Below are 15910 nucleotides of genomic sequence, written 5' to 3'. Positions count from 1 at the left end.
CCCGGGTACCGCCCGGGTGAGCGCGCACGACGCGGCGGTGACGGATGCGGGTGCGCATCCCGTCCCGCCGCTTCGGCGCGTCTGCGCTCAGCGCGCCGTCGACTCGCGTTCGATCAGGTCGATCGGCACGAGTGTCTCGACGTCGATCTGCTCGCCCTTGATCAGCCGCACAATGGTCGCCATCATGGTGGCGCCCTTTTCCTCCGTGTGCAGGTCGACCGTGGTCAGCTGGGGACTCGTGCTGGTCGAGAAGACGTTGTTGTCGATCGTCACGATCGCGACGTCCTGCGGCACCCGCAGGCCATGTTCCTTCAGCACCGGCAGCGCTCCGGATGCCATCTGAGCCGACGCGACGAGGATCGCATCGAACGGGGCATCCGATTCGATCAGCCTCTGCGCCGCCGCCGCTCCCCCGGCCGGCGTGTAATCGCCCTCTTCGACGGCACCGGGCTCGAGTCCGGCCGCCGTGATCGTCTCGCGCCACCCCTGCAGGCGCTCCCGCCCGGCCGAGGTGCTGAGCGGGCCAGTGATGGTGGCGATGCGCCGGCATCCTCGCTCGATGAGGTGCTGCGTCGCGAGCGCCCCCGCCGCGGCGTTGTCGACGTCGACGATGTGGATCTCATCGCCCAGCTCGCCTGGCGGCCGCACGCCGAAGACGATCGGCAATGTCCTGGCGAGATCGCGGTACGACGACGACGCGCTGTGATGCGACAGGATCAGTGCACCGTCGACGTTGCCGCGACGCAGAACCTGATGCGTCTTCTCGGGGTCCTTCTCGGATTCGATGAGCAGCGTCAGCGAGAACTGCGTCGATGACGCGTACATCGCCGCGCCCTGGATGACCTCGGCGAAGTACGGGTCGGCGAAGAATTCCGCCGTGCGCTCGGGAATCATCATCGCGATCGTCTGCGTGCTTCGACGCGCGAGGCTGCGCGCCGCCCGATTGGGCACGTAGCCGACCTTTGCGATGGCCGCGTTCACCCGCGCGATGGTCTGCTCGCTGACCCGCGGCGAGCCGTTGATGACCCGAGAAGCCGTCGAACTCGAGACACCGGCCAGGGCCGCGACCTCTTCGAGGGTCGGAATCCAGGGCTGCGCCCTGACGGGCGGCTCCGTCGTCACGTCGTCTTGTCTCCTGCTGCCCAGAGGGCGCTCACATGGGTACCTCGCTGCGGAGGTGAACCTCTACACCGTACGTCATTCCGCCGCGTGCTTCACTCCGGAATCGCGTGCCTCTCGATGAGTCGCGCCACCCACCGGCCGCTGTCCTTGATGGTGCGCTCCTGGGTGTCATAGTCGACGAACACGATGCCGAAACGCCTGCTGTAGCCGTAGCCCCATTCGAAGTTGTCGAGCAGCGACCAGACCAGGTAGCCCCGCAGGTCGACGCCCTGCTGCATGGCGCGGTGTGCCGCGGTGAAATGGCGGCGCAGGTAGTCGGTGCGCTCTTCATCGCGCACACGGCCGTCGGCCACCTCGTCCTCGAAGGCTGCGCCGTTCTCGGTGATCGCGAGCGGCAGCCCGGGGTTCTCGGCGCTCAGTCTCAGCAGCAACTGCTCGAGACCGTCGGGAGCGATGTTCCATCCCATCGACGTGTACGGGCCGTCCTGGCGGACGAACTCGACACTCTCGCTGCCCGGCCATGCCGACCCGCCGGCGTTCTTGTGTCCGTCGGCGTGCTCGCGCGGTGAGACGCCGTCCCAGGCGCGCACCCGCGTCGTGGAGTAGTAGTTGACGCCGAGGAAGTCGAGCGGCTGGTGGATGATCTCGATATCGCCGGGCAGCACGAACGACCAGTCGGTGACCGCCGCGGTGTCCTCGATGAGGTCGGCCGGATACCCGCCGTGGAGCATCGGCTGGGTGAACGAGCGGTTCGCCAGTGCATCGATCCGGCGCACGGCATCGCCGCTCGCGTCGTCGTGGCCGCGGACGACGTGGAAGTTCAGGGTGACCGACACCTGAGCCCGCGGCACGACCTCGCGCAGCACGCGCACCGCGAGTCCGTGGGCCAGGTTCAGGTGGTGCATGGCGGCGAGCGCGGCGGCGCCATCGGTGCGGCCCGGCGCGTGCGAGCCCGAGCCGTAGCCGAGGAAGGCACTGCACCAGGGTTCGTTGAGCGTCGTCCATACCGCGACGCGGTCGCCGAGCGCTTCGGCGACGTGCCGCGCGTAACCCGCGAACCGCAGCGCGGTCTCGCGGTTCGTCCAGCCTCCGGCATCCTCCAGCGTCTGCGGCAGGTCCCAGTGGTACAGCGTGGCGATGGGTCGGATGCCACGGGCGAGCAGCCCGTCGACGAGGCGGCTGTAGAAGTCGATGCCCGCCTGGTTCACCGCTCCCGAGCCGGTGGGCTGGATGCGCGGCCACGATATCGAGAACCGGTACGCCTCGAGGCCGAGCTCGGCCATCAGGTCGAGGTCGGCTTCCAACCGGTTGTAATGGTCGTCGGCGACAGCACCCGTGTCGCCGTTCACCACCTTCCCCGGCGTCGCGCTGAACGTGTCCCAGATGGAGGCACCGCGTCCGTCAGCGGTGGTGGCACCTTCGATCTGGTACGCCGCGGTGGCCGCGCCGATGATGAAGTCGGCGGGGAACTCGAGTCCCGAGTCCCGGTAGTCCGGGCTGTCTCTGGTGTGCACCTGCATCTGGATGGTCATATCAGCCTTTCACTGCGCCTTGCATGATTCCCGCCACGAGCTGCCGGCCCGCGACGATGAAAAGGATGAGAAGCGGAATCGTCGACAGCACCGCTCCGGCGAGCACCATCGCATTGTCGGGGTTCTGGCCCCCCGCGGCGCTGAGCGCCGCAAGTGCGGTCTGGACGTTCGGGTTCCGCGGGCTGAGCACGAGCATCGGCCACAGGTAGTCGGTCCACGATGCCATGAAGGTGAACAGGCCGAGCACGGCCATCGCGGGGCGGGCCGCCGGCAGTGCGACGTGGCGGAACGTGCCCCACATGCTGGCGCCGTCCACACGAGCGGCCTCGATGAGCTCGTCCGGGATCACGTCGACCAGGTACTGGCGCATGAAGAATACGCCGAACGCGGTGACCATGCCGGGCACGATCACGGCCTGCAGCGTGCCGACCCACTGCCACTCGGCCATCAGCATGAACAGCGGGATGATGCCGAGCTGCGTCGGAATGGCCATCGTGGCGATCACGGTGACGAGAAGCCCGGTGCGGCCGCGGAAGCGCAGCTTGGCGAAGGCGTAACCGGCGAGGGTGGAGAAGAACACCACCGAGATCGTGATCGCGCCGGAGATGATCGTGCTGTTCAGCAGCGACAGCATGAACGGCACGGTGTCGAACACCTTCGCCGCGTTGGCGAGGAAGTTCGGGCCGGGCACGATCGCCGGCGGCACGAGGTTCGTGTCGGATGACTGGCGGCTGGCGATGACGAACGACCACCACAGCGGGAACGCCGAGCCGGCGAAGTACGCCGCCAGCAGCGCGTAGGTGAGAGCGCCGGGACGCTCGTAGGCGCGAACGCGCTTGACGCGGCGTCGTTCGGCGACGGCACGTCGCTCCTGCATCTCGGGCGAGGAGTACGTGCGGGACGGTGTGGCTGTAGCGGTCATGATTCTCCCCGCTTCGCGCGCGCCGACAGGGCTCCGACTCGTACGGTCTTCACGTCGGCGGTGCGGACGGCGCGGGTGACCATGAAGCTCAGCAGACCCACGCCCATGATGATGACGAACAGGATCCACGCAGTGGCCGAGGCACGGCCGAAGTCACGACGCGGGAAGGCGAGCTCGTAGAGATAGAGCACGATCGTCTGGAACTGGCGGTCGCTGCCGCCGTTGGTGCGCCCATCGAAGAGCTTCGGCTCGGTGAAGATCTGCAGTCCGCCGATCGTCGCGGTGATCACCACAAAGATGAGCGTCGGTCGGATCATCGGGATCGTGATCGACCAGAAGCGGCGCAGCTTGCCCGCGCCGTCGAGGGTGGCCGACTCGTACACGTCACGAGGGACTGCCTGCATCGCCGCGAGCAGCAGCAGCGCGTTGTATCCGGTCCAGCGCCAGTTGACCATGCTCGCGATCGCCACGTGCGAGGGGAACACATCGAAGGACCATCGGATCGGGTCGAGCCCGAAGAGATCGAGAAGCCCCGCGACAGGGCCGTGATACTGGTTGAAGATCTGCAAGAAGATCACCGTCACCGCAACGGGCGCGACGATGTACGGCAGCAGGATGCTCATGCGCCAGAACGTGGCGCCGCGGATCGCCTGATCGAGCAGTGCCGCGATCAGTGTCGCGACGATGAGCTGCGGGATCGCGGACAGCAGGAAGATGCTGATCGTGTTCCAGAACGCGTTCCAGAAGAACGGATCGTTCAGCACGGAGATGTAGTTCTGCATCCCGACGAAGTCGCCCTGCCCCTTGAGCAGGTGCCAGTCGTAGAGCGAGACGTTCATCGTGTACACGATCGGGAATACCCCGAGGAGCGCGAACAGGATGAAGAACGGGGCGATGTAGAAGTACGGCGAGTAGGTGTAGTCGAAGCGACTGACCTTCTGCCGGAACGTCAGTTGCGAGCGGGACGCGTGGTCCGTTCTGCTGCTCATCGTTGAACCAATCCGGAAGTCGAGGGGTGCGGGAGGGATGCCGCAGGGGCGGCTCGGCGCGATGCCGAGCCGCCCGTGCGATCAGCCGACGATCTGGTCGAGCAGTTCCATGGCCTGGTCCCAGGCCTCGTCGGGGTCGGTGACCTCGCCCTGACTGACCCGGTCGAAGATCGGGCCGAAGACGTTGTCCTGGATGTTGGAGTCCTCCGGGCCCTTCACCTGTGCGACGACGCCCTTCGAGCGCTCAGCGAAGATCTTGCCGACGGGGGCGTCGTTGAAGAAGGCGCTGGTGGTGTCGGCGACGAGCTCCTGGCCCTCCGGCGTGCTCGGGAAGGGACCCGCGACCTCGAAAGCTGACGCCTGCTGCTCGGGAGATGCGAGCCACAGCGCGAGTTCGGCCGCCTCTTCCGGGTGCTCTGACGAGCTGGCGACGCCGAGGAACGCACCGCCCCAGTTCGCCGCACCGCCGGGCAGCACGTTGGCGAAGTCCCAGCCGCTGTCGGTCGTGCCCTCGTCGTAGTAGCCCTGGACGATGCCGAGCATCCAGCTCGGGCACATGTACACCGCGAAGTCGCCGGCCTTCGCCTCGGGTCCGACCTCCCAGCCGGGCAGGTTGGCGCCCAGGCCGTCGTTCTCCGCCTCCACGATCTTGGCGAACTGCTCCTTGAGCACGTCGTTGCCCTTGACGTTGAGGGTCTCGCCATCCTTCTTGTAGTAGCCCTCCTTCTGCTGGTTCACGAAGGAGTTCCAGAAGAATCGCGGGCTGTGATAGAACGCCTTGCCCGTGGCGTCGACGTATTCCTGACCGACCTCGAAGAAGCGATCCCACGTGGCGTCGTCGCCGCCGAAGTACTCGGCGACCTCGTCGCGCTCGCTGGGCAGGCCGGCCTCGGCGAACAGGTCGCCGCGGTAGCAGAGGCCCTGCGGGCCGACGTCGAGGCCGGCGCCGATGACCTTGCCGTCCGTCGTCGTACCCTGCTCGTACTTCCAGTCCAGCCAGGAGTCCTTGACGTCTTCGATGCCGTAGTCGCGCAGGTCTTCGAACGCGTCCTCGGGGATGGTGCCGAGCCAGCCCTCCTCGATCGCGACGATGTCGCTGAGCCCGGTGTTGGCTGCGATCTTCGCATAGGCGTCGTCGCGAGCGGCGCCGCCGCCCTCGAGGTTCGTCGCCTCGATCTTGATGTTGGGGTTCTGCTTCATGTACTCGTCGTACTTGGCGTCGACGCCCATCGTGCCGAACGTCGTGATCGACAGGGTGATCTGCTCGTCGCCGCCACCACCGGCTTCACCACCGCCGGTGGAGCAGCCTGTGGCGACGAGGACCAGGGCGGTCGCGCCGGCGAGGGATGCGGCGATCCTGCTGCGTGCTGTATTCACGGTCACTTCCTTGTGTGCGTTGGTTAGATGCAAGCGCTCCCACACCTGATCGTGGGAGCGGTACCACGGGTTGTGGCAACACAATACGCACCGGGAATCAGCCGCGTCAAGGCTTTTGTGGGAGCGCGCCCACAAAAAGCTCGAAAGAGGGACGCGCCACGCGGATCCGACGTGGGGCGTCAGGCGCCGGATGCCGCGAGCTGGCGGCGCGCGTCGTCGATGATCGTCATGACCTCGACGGTCGTCTGCAGAGGATGCAGCGGCGACTCGAGAAGCCCGTCATCGACGTGACGCGCGACGGCCGCCGCCTGCCAGGCCATGCCCTGTCGGTAGGTCAATCCGGAGCGGTCGTCGAAGCGCGCCGTCTCGTCGCCGCGACTGACCGAGAAGCCCGAGGGGAACACGAAGAACGGGTCGATCTCCACACGGCCGAGCGTGCCGGACGCGGCTGCGCGCCCCGGCGAGGTCACCCGGATGCTCGTACTCAGCAGCGCCTGTGCCCCGGATGCGTAATCCAGCACGAGCGCACTCTGCTCATCGACGCCGGTCCCGGTCAGCGCGCCCGTCGCCCGCACCGACTCGGGCATTCCGAGCAGCAGGTGGCTCAGCCAGACGGGATACACCCCGAGATCCAGCAGTGCGCCGCCGCCCAGCTGCGGGTCGAACAGCCGGCCACCCGGCTGCGCGGCGAATCCGAGATCGGCCGTCACCAGACGGAGCTCGCCGAGGTCCCCGGCGTCACGCAGCTGCATCATCACATCGGTCTGGGGAACGAAGCGGGTCCACATCGCCTCCATCGCGAAGACGCCGGCGTCAGCCGCGGCGTCGCGTACCGCCCTCGCCTCCGCTGCCGACAGCCCGATCGGCTTCTCGATCAGCACGTGCTTGCCCGCCGCGATAGCATCCGTCGCCAATCGCAGGTGCTCGCTGTGCGGAGAGGCGACGTACACGATCTGCACGTCGGGGTCGTCGTACAGCTCGGCATAGCCGCCGTGACTGCGCGGGATGCCGTGCTGCTGGGCGAACTGCGCCGCGCGGTCGGCCGAACGCGATGCGACGGAGACCACACGCTGATCCGTGTGGGTGTGCAATGCGTGCACGAAGTCTGCGGCGATGCCACCGGGTGCCACGACGCCCCAGCGCAGGACCGGGCCGCCTCGCAGCGGCTGCGAACGAGTGGCAGGCAGGACGGGCGGGGCTGAGGTCATGGTTCCTGAACCTAATGCACGAGCATCCGGCGGCACAGAGATTCTCCGCCACGGCAGCCGCCGGCGAGTCGATCCGTCGTACGATGGCTTCGACGTCCCGCCGGGATTGGCCGGGGCGACGCGGTCCGGGTTTGGACTGCTCTCTGAGGCGCAGCTGCTGCGCCCGGTCGATCCGCGTCCGAGGACGCCGGTGAGTCCGCATCAGCATCCGATCAGACGTCCCGAACCCGGAGAACCATGCCCCGTCTCTCACGTCGCACCGCCTCGGCCGCGACCGTCGTCGCCCTCGCCATCGCCCTCGGCGGCTGCTCTGCCGCCGGCGCCGTCCCAACCGAATCGGCCCGATCGGATGCCCCGGAATCGGCCGTCACGGTCGACAACTGCGGCACCGAGATCACGCTGCAGGAGCCTCCGAAGCGCATCGTGACCGTCAAGTCGACGACTCTCGAGCTGCTGCTCGCGCTCGGCCTGCAGGACCACATCATCGGCAGCGCGTACAGCGACGGCCCCGTTCCCGACGAGTACGCCGACGCCGCGGACGGCATCCCCGTGATCTCCAACAAGCTGCCCTCGCAGGAGGCGACCCTCGCCGTGGAGCCCGACTTCATCTTCGGCGGGTGGGAGTCGAACTTCTCGATCGACGGCGTCGGCGAGCGCGACACCCTGCACGGCCTCGGAATCACCACCTACGTCGCCCCTTCGGCCTGCAAGGATCCACAGTACATGCCCGACCCGCTGACGTTCGACACCGTGTTCGACGAGATCCTGCAGGCCGGCGAGATCTTCGGCGCGGAGGACGCCGCCGCGCAGCTGGTCGCCGACCAGCGCGCCGAGCTGAATGCGCTCGAGCCGGATGCCCGTCAGCTGACCGCCGTCTGGTATTCGTCCGGTCGCGACGAGCCGTACGTGGGTGCGGGCATCGGCGCACCGGCGATGCTGATGGATGCCGCGGGGCTGCGCAACGCCTTCGCCGATGAGCACAACACGTGGATGTCGGCCTCGTGGGAGAAGGTCGCCGAGATCGATCCGGACGTGCTGGTGCTCATCGGGTCCCCCGGCAACACGGTGGAGGACAAGATCGCCCTGCTGAGTTCGAATCCGGTGACATCCACCATGGACGCCGTGATCGACGAGCGCTTCGTCACCCTCGACTTCGCCGCAGCAGAGGCGGGCGTCCGCAACGTCGGCAGCGTCGCCTCGCTGATCGATCAACTCGGAGAGCTGTGACCGCCACCCTCCCGCGCGAGTACGCCGCGCCCACCCGGATCATCGTCGGACCGGCGCGGCGCCCTGCCGCCCGCACCGCGATCGCGTCCGTGGTGCTGAGCGTCGCGCTGGTGGCATCCGCGCTCGTCGCGATCGGATTCGGCCCCGCGAGCATCACGCCCTCGGAGGTCGCCGCGACGATCTGGGCGCACGTCACCGGCGGCGAGCGCGTGCTCTCGGCGACAGCGGATGCCATCGTGTGGCAGCTGCGCGTGCCGCGCGTGCTGACGGCAGCCCTGGTCGGCGGCGGGCTCGCGCTGTGCGGTGCCGTCATGCAGGCGCTCACGCGCAACCCGCTGGCGGATCCGTACCTGCTCGGCCTGTCGTCAGGCGCCTCCACCGGCGCGGTCATCGTGCTCGTCCTCGGCGTCTCGGTGGCGCTGCCCGGCGCGGCCTTCGCCGGCGCGATGCTGGCGCTGATCCTGACGTTCACCATCGGCCGGGCGGGCGGCGGCACCTCATCGACCTCGCTGATCCTCGCCGGCCTCGCGGTCTCTGCGGTGCTGTCGGCGCTGACCAGCCTGGTGATCTTCTGGAGCGCGACGAACGACAGCTACCGCGAGATCCTGGGCTGGCTGCTCGGATCGATCGCCGGTGCGCAGTGGCCGGACGTGCTGCTCGTCGCCGTGGTGATGTCCGCGTGCGCGGTGCCACTGCTCGGTTCGGCGCGCACGCTGGACGGCCTCGGCCTCGGCGACTCGGCCGCCACCGCGCTCGGCATCCCGGTGCAGCGCATGCGCCTCGCGCTGTTCGCCTGCTGCGCGTTGCTGACCGGTGCGCTGGTCGCCGTCAGCGGCGCCATCGGCTTCGTCGGACTGATCCTGCCGCACGCCACCCGTGCCATCGTCGGAGTGCGACATCGTGCCCTGCTGCCCACCACGATGCTCGTCGGAGCGCTGTTCCTGCTGTGGGCCGACACGATCGCGCGCACCGCGTTCGATCCGCGCGAGCTTCCGGTGGGCATCGTCACCGCGCTGATCGGCGGCCCGGTGTTCGCCATCCTGATATCGCGACTGCGTCGGAGTCGACGATGAGCTGGGCGGGACCGGCGACGTCCGGGCCGGAATCGACGTTCGCCGGTCTCAGCACAGAGCGCGTGCGGCTGACCCGCTCTGGGCGGCTGATCGCCGATGGCGTCGACATCACCGCCCCCGCCGGTTCGGTCACCGCGCTGCTCGGCCCCAACGGGGCGGGCAAGAGCACGCTGCTGCAGATGATCGCGGGCATCCTCACTCCACAGGAGGGCGAGATCCGCTTCCTCGGTGACGACCTGCTGCGCATGCGTCGTCGCGAGCGCGCGCGGCGCCTCGCACTCGTCGAGCAGGAGTGGAGCGATGTCGACGGACTCACCGTGCGAGAGCTCGTCGACATGGGCCGGATGCCGCATCAGAAGTGGCTCGCGGCAGCATCCGCCGCCGATGAGGACATCGTCGAGGACTCGCTGCGCCGCGCCGGGGCTGTGGAGCTGGCGGAGCGCCCGGCGACGACCCTCTCGGGCGGCGAACGCCAGCGAGTGAACATCGCCAGAGCGCTGGCCCAGCAGCCGCAGCTTCTGCTCGCCGACGAGCCGACCAACCACCTGGATGTGCACGCCCAGCTGTCGTCCCTCGCCCTGCTGCGTCAGCTGGCTCGGGACGGGATGACGGTGATCGCCGCGCTGCACGATCTCAACCACGCCGCGCAGTTCGCGGATCACGTGGTGGTGCTCGCCGACGGCCTCGTGCGGGTCGCCGGGCCGCCCGCCGAGGTGCTCACCGCCGACTGCATGCGGGCGGTGTGGCGTGTGGATGCCGAGGTGCTCGAGCACAACGGGCGGCCCCTGATCGTGTTCGAGGCGCCGGTCGACCCTCACCCGCTCGGGAGGAGTTCTCACGATCGGGAGGACGTATCGCAGGCAGAGCTCCTCCGGTGACGGAGTTCTCCTCCCGAACGGGCGAGTGCCCGCGTCCGCCCAGACGCACAGCGCCCCCGGCATCCGAAGATGACCGGGGGCGCAGTGAAATGCGAGTTACTTCGCGGCGACGACCTGGAGGGTGATCACTGCGGTGACGTCGTCGTGCAGACGAACGGTCGCCTCGTGGTCGCCGACCGACTTGATCGGAGCGCCGAAGTGGATCTTGCGCTTGTCGATCGAGCCGAGACCGGCGGCGTCGACCGCGTCGGCCACATCGCCCGTCTTGACCGAACCGAACAGGCGGCCTTCGCGACCGGCCTTGACGGCCAGACGGACCTTGGTGCCCTCGAGCTTGTCCTTGAGAGCGTTGGCGTCGTCGAGGTCGTGGATCGCGCGCGCCTTGCGGGCAGCCTGGATCGACTCGACCTGCTTGGCACCGCCACGGGTCCACGCGACTGCGAAGCCCTTCGGGATGAGGTAGTTGCGGGCGTACCCGTTCCGAACCTCGATGATGTCGCCTGCGCTACCGAGCCCGGCGACCTCGTTCGTGAGAATCAGCTTTGCCATTGTCGGTACCCCTTAGCGGCCAGCGCCAGCGTAGGGCAGGAGCGCCATCTCGCGTGCGTTCTTGATCGCCTTGGCGATCAGACGCTGCTCCTGCACCGAGACACCGGTGATACGACGGGCACGGATCTTGCCGCGCTCCGAGATGAACTTGCGAAGCGTTGCGACGTCCTTGTAGTCAATGACGCCCACGCGGATCGACTTCGCGGGAGCGGTGGGCTTGCCACCCTTCCGCGGCTTGCGGCGGTCGCCGCTCGACTTTCCAGCCATGAGTTTTCCTTAAGAGATGAGATCGGATGCCAGCGGCATCCGGAGCTTTAGAACGGGGTGTCGTCGCCGAAGCTGCCCGGAGTGCTCCAGGCGTCAGCACTCGAGGAGCCGGGTGTGGACCACGGCTCTTCCGAGACCTGCTGCTGCTGCGGACGGGACTGTCCACCGCCAGAGGATGCGGCCCGCGTGACCTGTGCCGTCGCGTATCGCAGCGACGGACCGATCTCGTCAACCTCCAGCTCGATGGCCGTGCGGTTGTTTCCTTCGCGGTCCTGGTAGGAGCGCTGACGCAGACGGCCCTGCGCGACGACACGCATGCCCTTCGTCAGCGAGCCCGCCACGTGCTCGGCGAAGTCGCGCCACACCGACGCGCGGAGGAACAGCGCTTCGCCGTCCTTCCACTCGTTGGCCTGGCGGTCGAACGTACGCGGCGTCGAGGCGATGGTGAAGTTCGCCACCGGCAGGCCGTTCTGCGTGTAACGCAGCTCGGGATCTGCGGTGAGATTGCCCACCACGGTGATGACGGTTTCGCCGGCCATGTGACTTAGGCCTTGGCTGCCGTCTTGGGCTTGCGGGCGGCCTTCTCAGCAGCGCGCTTGGCCTCGGCTGCGACCATGGCCTGTGCCTCTTCGGCACGCAGGACCTTGGTGCGGAACACGAGCTCGCTCAGCTTGAGCTGGCGGTCGAGTTCGCTGGTGGCCTCGCTCGTCGCGGTGAAGTTCACGACGGCGTAGATGCCCTCGTTCTTCTTGTTGATCTCGTAGGCGAAACGACGCTTGCCCCACACATCGACCTTGTCAATCGAGCCACCATCGTTGGTGATGACCTTCAGGAACTTGTCGAGGTTGGGGGCAACCTGGCGCTCGTCCAGCTCGGGGGTCAGAATGACCATGAGCTCGTACTGGTGCGTCACTTACCCACCTCCTTCGGACTAGAACGGCTCCCGGGACTTTCCCGGAAGCAGGAGGGTGTTGTGCACGTCGTCCGTCCAGGGCATCCCGAATGGATGCCGGAGGGCAGACAACCACAGGAGTCTACCGGAGATCCGGGCGCGTCGCGAACGCGTCCCGGAACGCCCGGAACAGATGCGCGGGTGGCGTCAGCGCACGACGGCGGGCACGTCCGCCCAGATCGCGCGCTCAGCAGCATCCGGCGCCGCAGGAATCCGGCCTGCGCCATCCGGCTCCGGGATCGCCGCAAGCAGCGCACGGGTGTACGGATGCTGCGGATCGGTCCACAGCGCCTCGGTCGGGCCTGACTCGAGCACGCGCCCCGAGAACATCACGAAGGTGCGGTCTGCGATGCGCCGGACGACGGCGAGGTCGTGCGAGATGAACAGCATCCCCGCGCCCGCCTCCTTCACGAGGTCGCGCATGAGCGCCGCCACGCTGGTCTGCGTCGACGCGTCCAGCGCCGAGATCGGCTCGTCGGCCACCAGCAGCTGCGGTCGCGCGGCAAGGGCCCGCGCGATGGCGATGCGCTGCTTCTGCCCACCCGAGAACTGATGCGGGAACTTCGTGACCGCACTCGCGGGCAGGCCGACCTTCTCGAGCCATTCCTCGACGCGCGAGCCCTCGGCTCCGCGCGTCTTCGCGGTCGCGATCCCGTCGGCGATCTGGTCGCCCACGCGCCGGCGCGGGTTCAGCGACGTCGACGGATCCTGAAACACCATCTGGATGCCCGTGAGAGGCCGCGGACGTCGACGCACCCGCAGCGGGGTGACCTCGGCGCCGAGGAAGCGGGCGCTTCCGCCGGCGAGCTTCTCGATGCCGACCGCCGCGCGAGCCAGGCTCGACTTCCCGCTGCCGGACTCGCCGACCAGGGCCACCGTCTCGCCGGCATGCACCTGCATCGACACATCGTTCACGGCGACAACGGGCGGGTTGCCCGGGTAGCGCACCACGACGTTCTGCGCGTCGAGCACCACGGGTGCGGCTCCGGTGTCGGGCGTGAGCACGGCGTCAGGCATCCTGATCGTCTCCTTCGATGCTCGAGCCGGGTTCTTCGATGCTCGAGCCAGGTTCTTCGATGCTCGAGCCAGGCAGCGCAGCGAGCAGCTGTCGGGTGTACTCGTGCTGCGGGTCGCGGAACAGCGCTGCGCGCTCGGCGTGCTCGACGAGGCGCCCGTCCTTCATGACGGCGACCTCATCGGCGATCGCGCTCATCACGCCGAGATCGTGCGTGACCAGCAGCACGGCCAGGTGCCGCTCGTCGGCGAGCTCGCGCAGCAGCGTCAGGATGCCCGCCTGCACGGTCACATCCAGCGCGGTAGTGGGCTCGTCGGCCAGCAGCACCTCGGGGTCGCAGGCCAGCGCGCAGGCGATTGCGATGCGCTGACGCTGTCCGCCCGAGAACTGGTGCGGGTAGCGCCGCAGCGCCGCGTCGGGGTTCGGCACCTGCACCCGCTCGAGCAGTTCGACGGCGCGCGCACGCGCGGCGGTCCCCTTCAGCCCGAGGTGCACCTTCATGTGGTCGGTGAGCTGGCGCCCGACGGGCAGCTGCGGGTGCAGGGATGCCGACGGGTCCTGGAAGATCATCGCGATGCGACGACCCCGGATGCGGTTCAGCTGACGGCGGCGCAGTCCGAGCAGCTCGGTGTCTCCCAGTCGGATCGAACCGCCGGTGCGGGCGTGCCGGGGCAGCAGACCGAGCACCGCCATCGCCGTGAGGGTCTTTCCCGACCCGGACTCGCCCGCCAGACCGTGGATGCGCCCGGCTTCGAGCTGCAGCGACAGACCCTTCACGAGAGGCCGCCCGATGTCGACGGTGAGGTCGCGGATGTCGAGGATGCTCATGCGGCACCTCCGCTCGATGCGGCCAGTTCGCTCTGCTTCTCATGCGTGACCTCGGCGGTCGGGTCGAGCACGTCGCGCAGCGCATCGCCGAGGAAGTTGAAGGCGAGCACCACGGTGAGGATCGCGAGCCCAGGGAACACCCCGAGCCACCACGCGTCGAAGTTCTGCATCGCAGACGAGATCATCGAACCCCACTCCGCCATCGGCGGCTGGGCGCCGAGGCCCAGGAACGACAGACCGGACAGCAGCAGGATGGCGGCGCCGATGTCGAGCGTGGCCAGCACCAGCAGCGGGCCGGCGATGTTCGGCAGGATGTCCACGATCAGCGTGCGCGCCGGAGAGTGACCGAGCAGCCGGCCGGCGATCACGTAGTTCTGTCCGCGCAGCGACAGAACGATGCTGCGCGTGACACGTGAGTACTGCGGCCAGGACACCACGACGGCCGCGATCACCGCGTTGAACAGCGACGGGCCGAGCGATGCGGCCACGACCATGGCGAGGATCACGGTGGGGAACGCCATGAACAGGTCGGTGATGCGCATCAGCGTCTCGTCGATCCAGCCGCCGAAATAGCCGGCCAGCGCGCCGATGGTCGCGCCGATGAGCAGGGCCGCGATCACCAGGGTCAGCGCGAGCGGGATCGTCACCGTTGCGCCGGTCATCAGCCGCGAGAAGATGTCGCGCCCGTTGCCGTCGGTGCCCAGCAGCGTCTCGATGCCAGGCGCCTGCAGGCGTGGCAGCACCTGCGCGTTCGGGGGGTAGGGCACCCACCACTGCGCGGTGAAAGCGATCACGATCCAGGCGGCCGCGATGACGGTGCCGATGACACCCAGCGGCGTGCGCCAGGCGCGGGGCCAGCGCAGCTTCAGTCGCATCGGCATGCGCGGTTCTCGGGCGGCGCTCATGCGATCCTCACTCTCGGATCCAGCACTCCGTAGAGCAGGTCGACGACGAAGTTGATGACGAGGTAGATGACGCCGACCACCAGGCCGACGCCCATGATCCCTGGGAGATCGAGGTTGGCGGCCGAGTTGTACGCGTAGGTGCCGAGGCCCGGCCACGCGAACACCGACTCGACGAGCACGGTGCCCGACAGCAGGGCGCCGAAGGCGACGCCGACCACCGTGAGCACGGGAAGCGCCGCGCCGCGCAGCACGTAGTCGATGACCACCCGCATCGCGGGCAGGCCCTTCGCGCGTGCGGCGCGCACATAGTCGCTGGCCAGCACTTCGAGCACGGAGGTGCGGATGAAGCGGGTCAGCAGGCCGATCGTCACCAGTGACAGCACCATCACCGGCAGCGCGAGGTGAGCCATGGCGTCGGCCCAGCCCACACCGTCGCCGTTCAGCAGGTAGTCGATCGTGTACAGCCCGGTCACGCGCGGCGGCGGGATGATCGACGGCGAGATGCGGCCCGAGCCCGGCGCGATGCCCAGGTTGAGGAAGAAGACGTAGAAGCTGACCAGCGCGAGCCAGAACGTCGGCACGCTCAGACCGATCAGGGTGACCACGCGCACGATCTGATCGGTGACCAGGCCGCGGCGGTACGCGGCGAGTGTGCCGAGCACCAGGCTGACGGCGAGGCTGAGGATGATCGCACAGATCGCGATCTCGATGGTGGCCGGCACCGCGGTGGCGAGGTCCGCGGTGACGGGCCGTCCTGTGACCAGGGAGGTGCCGAGGTCGCCGCGCAGCAGGTTGCCCATGTAGATGAAGTACTGCACGAACAGGGGCTGGTCGAGCCCGTGGGCCTTGATGAAGGCCTCACGGGTCTCAGGATTCTGCGACGCCCCCTCACCCAGTGCCGCGGAGACAGGGTCTCCGGGCACCAGGTTTGTGAGGAGGAACGTCACGATGGTGACGCCGATCAGCAGCAGCACCGATGTGCCGGCGCGGCGCAGCAGATATCCCGCGAGGGGCGACTTCTTGCGCTGTGCCTGTGTCCGCACAGCCACTGTCGACATCATCCGAG

General features: G+C 68.3%; 17 protein-coding genes. 3 read left to right on the top strand and 14 right to left on the bottom strand.

Going from position 1 to position 15910, the window contains the following annotated elements; all coding sequences use genetic code 11:
* Positions 1-87: 87 nt before the first annotated feature.
* The 6 genes from ACQUSX_RS09945 to ACQUSX_RS09920 form a co-directional block, all read right to left on the bottom strand.
* Positions 88-1122, bottom strand: coding sequence for a LacI family DNA-binding transcriptional regulator (locus ACQUSX_RS09945; protein ID WP_428906773.1), 1035 nt, complete (start codon positions 1120-1122; stop codon positions 88-90).
* A 92-nt stretch (positions 1123-1214) separates the two neighbouring features.
* Positions 1215-2654 carry a GH1 family beta-glucosidase gene (locus tag ACQUSX_RS09940; protein ID WP_428906772.1) on the bottom strand — a complete coding sequence of 480 codons (1440 nt, stop codon included), beginning with the start codon at positions 2652-2654 and terminating at the stop codon, positions 1215-1217.
* Position 2655: 1 nt separating this feature from the next.
* On the bottom strand, positions 2656-3576 hold the full coding sequence (locus ACQUSX_RS09935) for a carbohydrate ABC transporter permease (RefSeq protein ID WP_428906771.1): 921 nt from the start codon (positions 3574-3576) through the stop codon (positions 2656-2658).
* Complete coding sequence (locus ACQUSX_RS09930; RefSeq protein ID WP_428906770.1) at positions 3573-4565, bottom strand: carbohydrate ABC transporter permease; 993 nt, start codon at positions 4563-4565, stop codon at positions 3573-3575. The genes ACQUSX_RS09935 and ACQUSX_RS09930 overlap by 4 nt, the downstream gene beginning before the upstream one ends.
* 81 nt (positions 4566-4646) lie before the next feature.
* Positions 4647-5942: an ABC transporter substrate-binding protein gene (locus ACQUSX_RS09925; RefSeq protein ID WP_428906769.1), complete on the bottom strand. Its 1296-nt coding sequence runs from the start codon at positions 5940-5942 to the stop codon at positions 4647-4649.
* A 179-nt stretch (positions 5943-6121) separates the two neighbouring features.
* Positions 6122-7150: a Gfo/Idh/MocA family protein gene (locus tag ACQUSX_RS09920; RefSeq protein ID WP_428906768.1), complete on the bottom strand. Its 1029-nt coding sequence runs from the start codon at positions 7148-7150 to the stop codon at positions 6122-6124.
* A gap of 237 nt (positions 7151-7387) precedes the next feature.
* On the opposite strand from ACQUSX_RS09920, the gene ACQUSX_RS09915 reads away from it, so the two are divergent.
* From ACQUSX_RS09915 to ACQUSX_RS09905, 3 genes are read left to right on the top strand one after another with little or no spacing between them, the layout of a single operon-like run.
* On the top strand, positions 7388-8377 hold the full coding sequence (locus ACQUSX_RS09915; protein ID WP_428906767.1) for a putative F420-0 ABC transporter substrate-binding protein: 990 nt from the start codon (positions 7388-7390) through the stop codon (positions 8375-8377).
* Positions 8374-9450, top strand: coding sequence for an iron chelate uptake ABC transporter family permease subunit (locus tag ACQUSX_RS09910; RefSeq protein WP_428906766.1), 1077 nt, complete (start codon positions 8374-8376; stop codon positions 9448-9450). The genes ACQUSX_RS09915 and ACQUSX_RS09910 overlap by 4 nt, the downstream gene beginning before the upstream one ends.
* Positions 9447-10328 carry an ABC transporter ATP-binding protein gene (locus ACQUSX_RS09905; RefSeq protein ID WP_428906765.1) on the top strand — a complete coding sequence of 294 codons (882 nt, stop codon included), beginning with the start codon at positions 9447-9449 and terminating at the stop codon, positions 10326-10328. The genes ACQUSX_RS09910 and ACQUSX_RS09905 overlap by 4 nt, the downstream gene beginning before the upstream one ends.
* Positions 10329-10424: 96 nt before the next feature.
* Here the strand turns inward: ACQUSX_RS09905 and rplI are convergent, their stop codons facing one another.
* The 8 genes from rplI to ACQUSX_RS09865 form a co-directional block, all read right to left on the bottom strand.
* Entirely contained in the window at positions 10425-10877 is a 453-nt protein-coding gene (gene rplI, locus ACQUSX_RS09900) for a 50S ribosomal protein L9 (RefSeq protein ID WP_428906764.1), read from the bottom strand.
* 12 nt (positions 10878-10889) lie between these two features.
* Positions 10890-11144 carry a 30S ribosomal protein S18 gene (gene rpsR / locus ACQUSX_RS09895; protein ID WP_071641238.1) on the bottom strand — a complete coding sequence of 85 codons (255 nt, stop codon included), beginning with the start codon at positions 11142-11144 and terminating at the stop codon, positions 10890-10892.
* Between the two features lie 47 nt (positions 11145-11191).
* Positions 11192-11683: a single-stranded DNA-binding protein gene (locus tag ACQUSX_RS09890; RefSeq protein WP_428906763.1), complete on the bottom strand. Its 492-nt coding sequence runs from the start codon at positions 11681-11683 to the stop codon at positions 11192-11194.
* Between the two features lie 5 nt (positions 11684-11688).
* A complete protein-coding gene (gene rpsF / locus ACQUSX_RS09885; RefSeq protein WP_428906762.1) occupies positions 11689-12057 on the bottom strand; it encodes a 30S ribosomal protein S6 in 369 nt (122 codons plus the stop codon).
* Positions 12058-12243: 186 nt separating this feature from the next.
* Positions 12244-13113 carry an ABC transporter ATP-binding protein gene (locus ACQUSX_RS09880; RefSeq protein ID WP_428906761.1) on the bottom strand — a complete coding sequence of 290 codons (870 nt, stop codon included), beginning with the start codon at positions 13111-13113 and terminating at the stop codon, positions 12244-12246.
* On the bottom strand, positions 13106-13939 hold the full coding sequence (locus ACQUSX_RS09875) for an ABC transporter ATP-binding protein (protein WP_428906760.1): 834 nt from the start codon (positions 13937-13939) through the stop codon (positions 13106-13108). Before ACQUSX_RS09875 ends, ACQUSX_RS09880 begins: the two co-directional genes overlap by 8 nt.
* Positions 13936-14844 (bottom strand): ABC transporter permease, encoded by a 909-nt coding sequence (locus tag ACQUSX_RS09870; protein WP_428906759.1) that lies wholly within the window; start codon positions 14842-14844, stop codon positions 13936-13938. Before ACQUSX_RS09870 ends, ACQUSX_RS09875 begins: the two co-directional genes overlap by 4 nt.
* Positions 14841-15902, bottom strand: a complete 1062-nt coding sequence (locus ACQUSX_RS09865) for an ABC transporter permease (RefSeq protein ID WP_428907622.1) — start codon at positions 15900-15902, stop codon at positions 14841-14843. The genes ACQUSX_RS09870 and ACQUSX_RS09865 overlap by 4 nt, the downstream gene beginning before the upstream one ends.
* Positions 15903-15910 lie beyond the last annotated feature (8 nt).

Source organism: Microbacterium alcoholitolerans, assembly GCF_050408615.1.
GTDB lineage: Bacteria > Actinomycetota > Actinomycetes > Actinomycetales > Microbacteriaceae > Microbacterium.
Note: the sequence above shows the minus strand (reverse complement) of the source record. Positions and strands in the feature narration are given on the sequence as shown.

Excerpts from the sequence above, each read along its gene's own strand:
- ACQUSX_RS09865 (WP_428907622.1), bottom strand. The coding sequence starts at position 15,902 with ATGTCGACAGTGGCTGTGCGGACACAGGCACAGCGCAAGAAGTCGCCC.
- rplI (WP_428906764.1), bottom strand. The coding sequence starts at position 10,877 with ATGGCAAAGCTGATTCTCACGAACGAGGTCGCCGGGCTCGGTAGCGCA.
- ACQUSX_RS09905 (WP_428906765.1), top strand. The coding sequence starts at position 9,447 with ATGAGCTGGGCGGGACCGGCGACGTCCGGGCCGGAATCGACGTTCGCC.
- ACQUSX_RS09890 (WP_428906763.1), bottom strand. The coding sequence starts at position 11,683 with ATGGCCGGCGAAACCGTCATCACCGTGGTGGGCAATCTCACCGCAGAT.
- rpsR (WP_071641238.1), bottom strand. The coding sequence starts at position 11,144 with ATGGCTGGAAAGTCGAGCGGCGACCGCCGCAAGCCGCGGAAGGGTGGC.
- ACQUSX_RS09935 (WP_428906771.1), bottom strand. The coding sequence starts at position 3,576 with ATGACCGCTACAGCCACACCGTCCCGCACGTACTCCTCGCCCGAGATG.
- ACQUSX_RS09875 (WP_428906760.1), bottom strand. The coding sequence starts at position 13,939 with ATGAGCATCCTCGACATCCGCGACCTCACCGTCGACATCGGGCGGCCT.
- ACQUSX_RS09870 (WP_428906759.1), bottom strand. The coding sequence starts at position 14,844 with ATGAGCGCCGCCCGAGAACCGCGCATGCCGATGCGACTGAAGCTGCGC.
- ACQUSX_RS09915 (WP_428906767.1), top strand. The coding sequence starts at position 7,388 with ATGCCCCGTCTCTCACGTCGCACCGCCTCGGCCGCGACCGTCGTCGCC.
- ACQUSX_RS09880 (WP_428906761.1), bottom strand. The coding sequence starts at position 13,113 with ATGCCTGACGCCGTGCTCACGCCCGACACCGGAGCCGCACCCGTGGTG.
- ACQUSX_RS09940 (WP_428906772.1), bottom strand. The coding sequence starts at position 2,654 with ATGACCATCCAGATGCAGGTGCACACCAGAGACAGCCCGGACTACCGG.
- ACQUSX_RS09920 (WP_428906768.1), bottom strand. The coding sequence starts at position 7,150 with ATGACCTCAGCCCCGCCCGTCCTGCCTGCCACTCGTTCGCAGCCGCTG.
- ACQUSX_RS09930 (WP_428906770.1), bottom strand. The coding sequence starts at position 4,565 with ATGAGCAGCAGAACGGACCACGCGTCCCGCTCGCAACTGACGTTCCGG.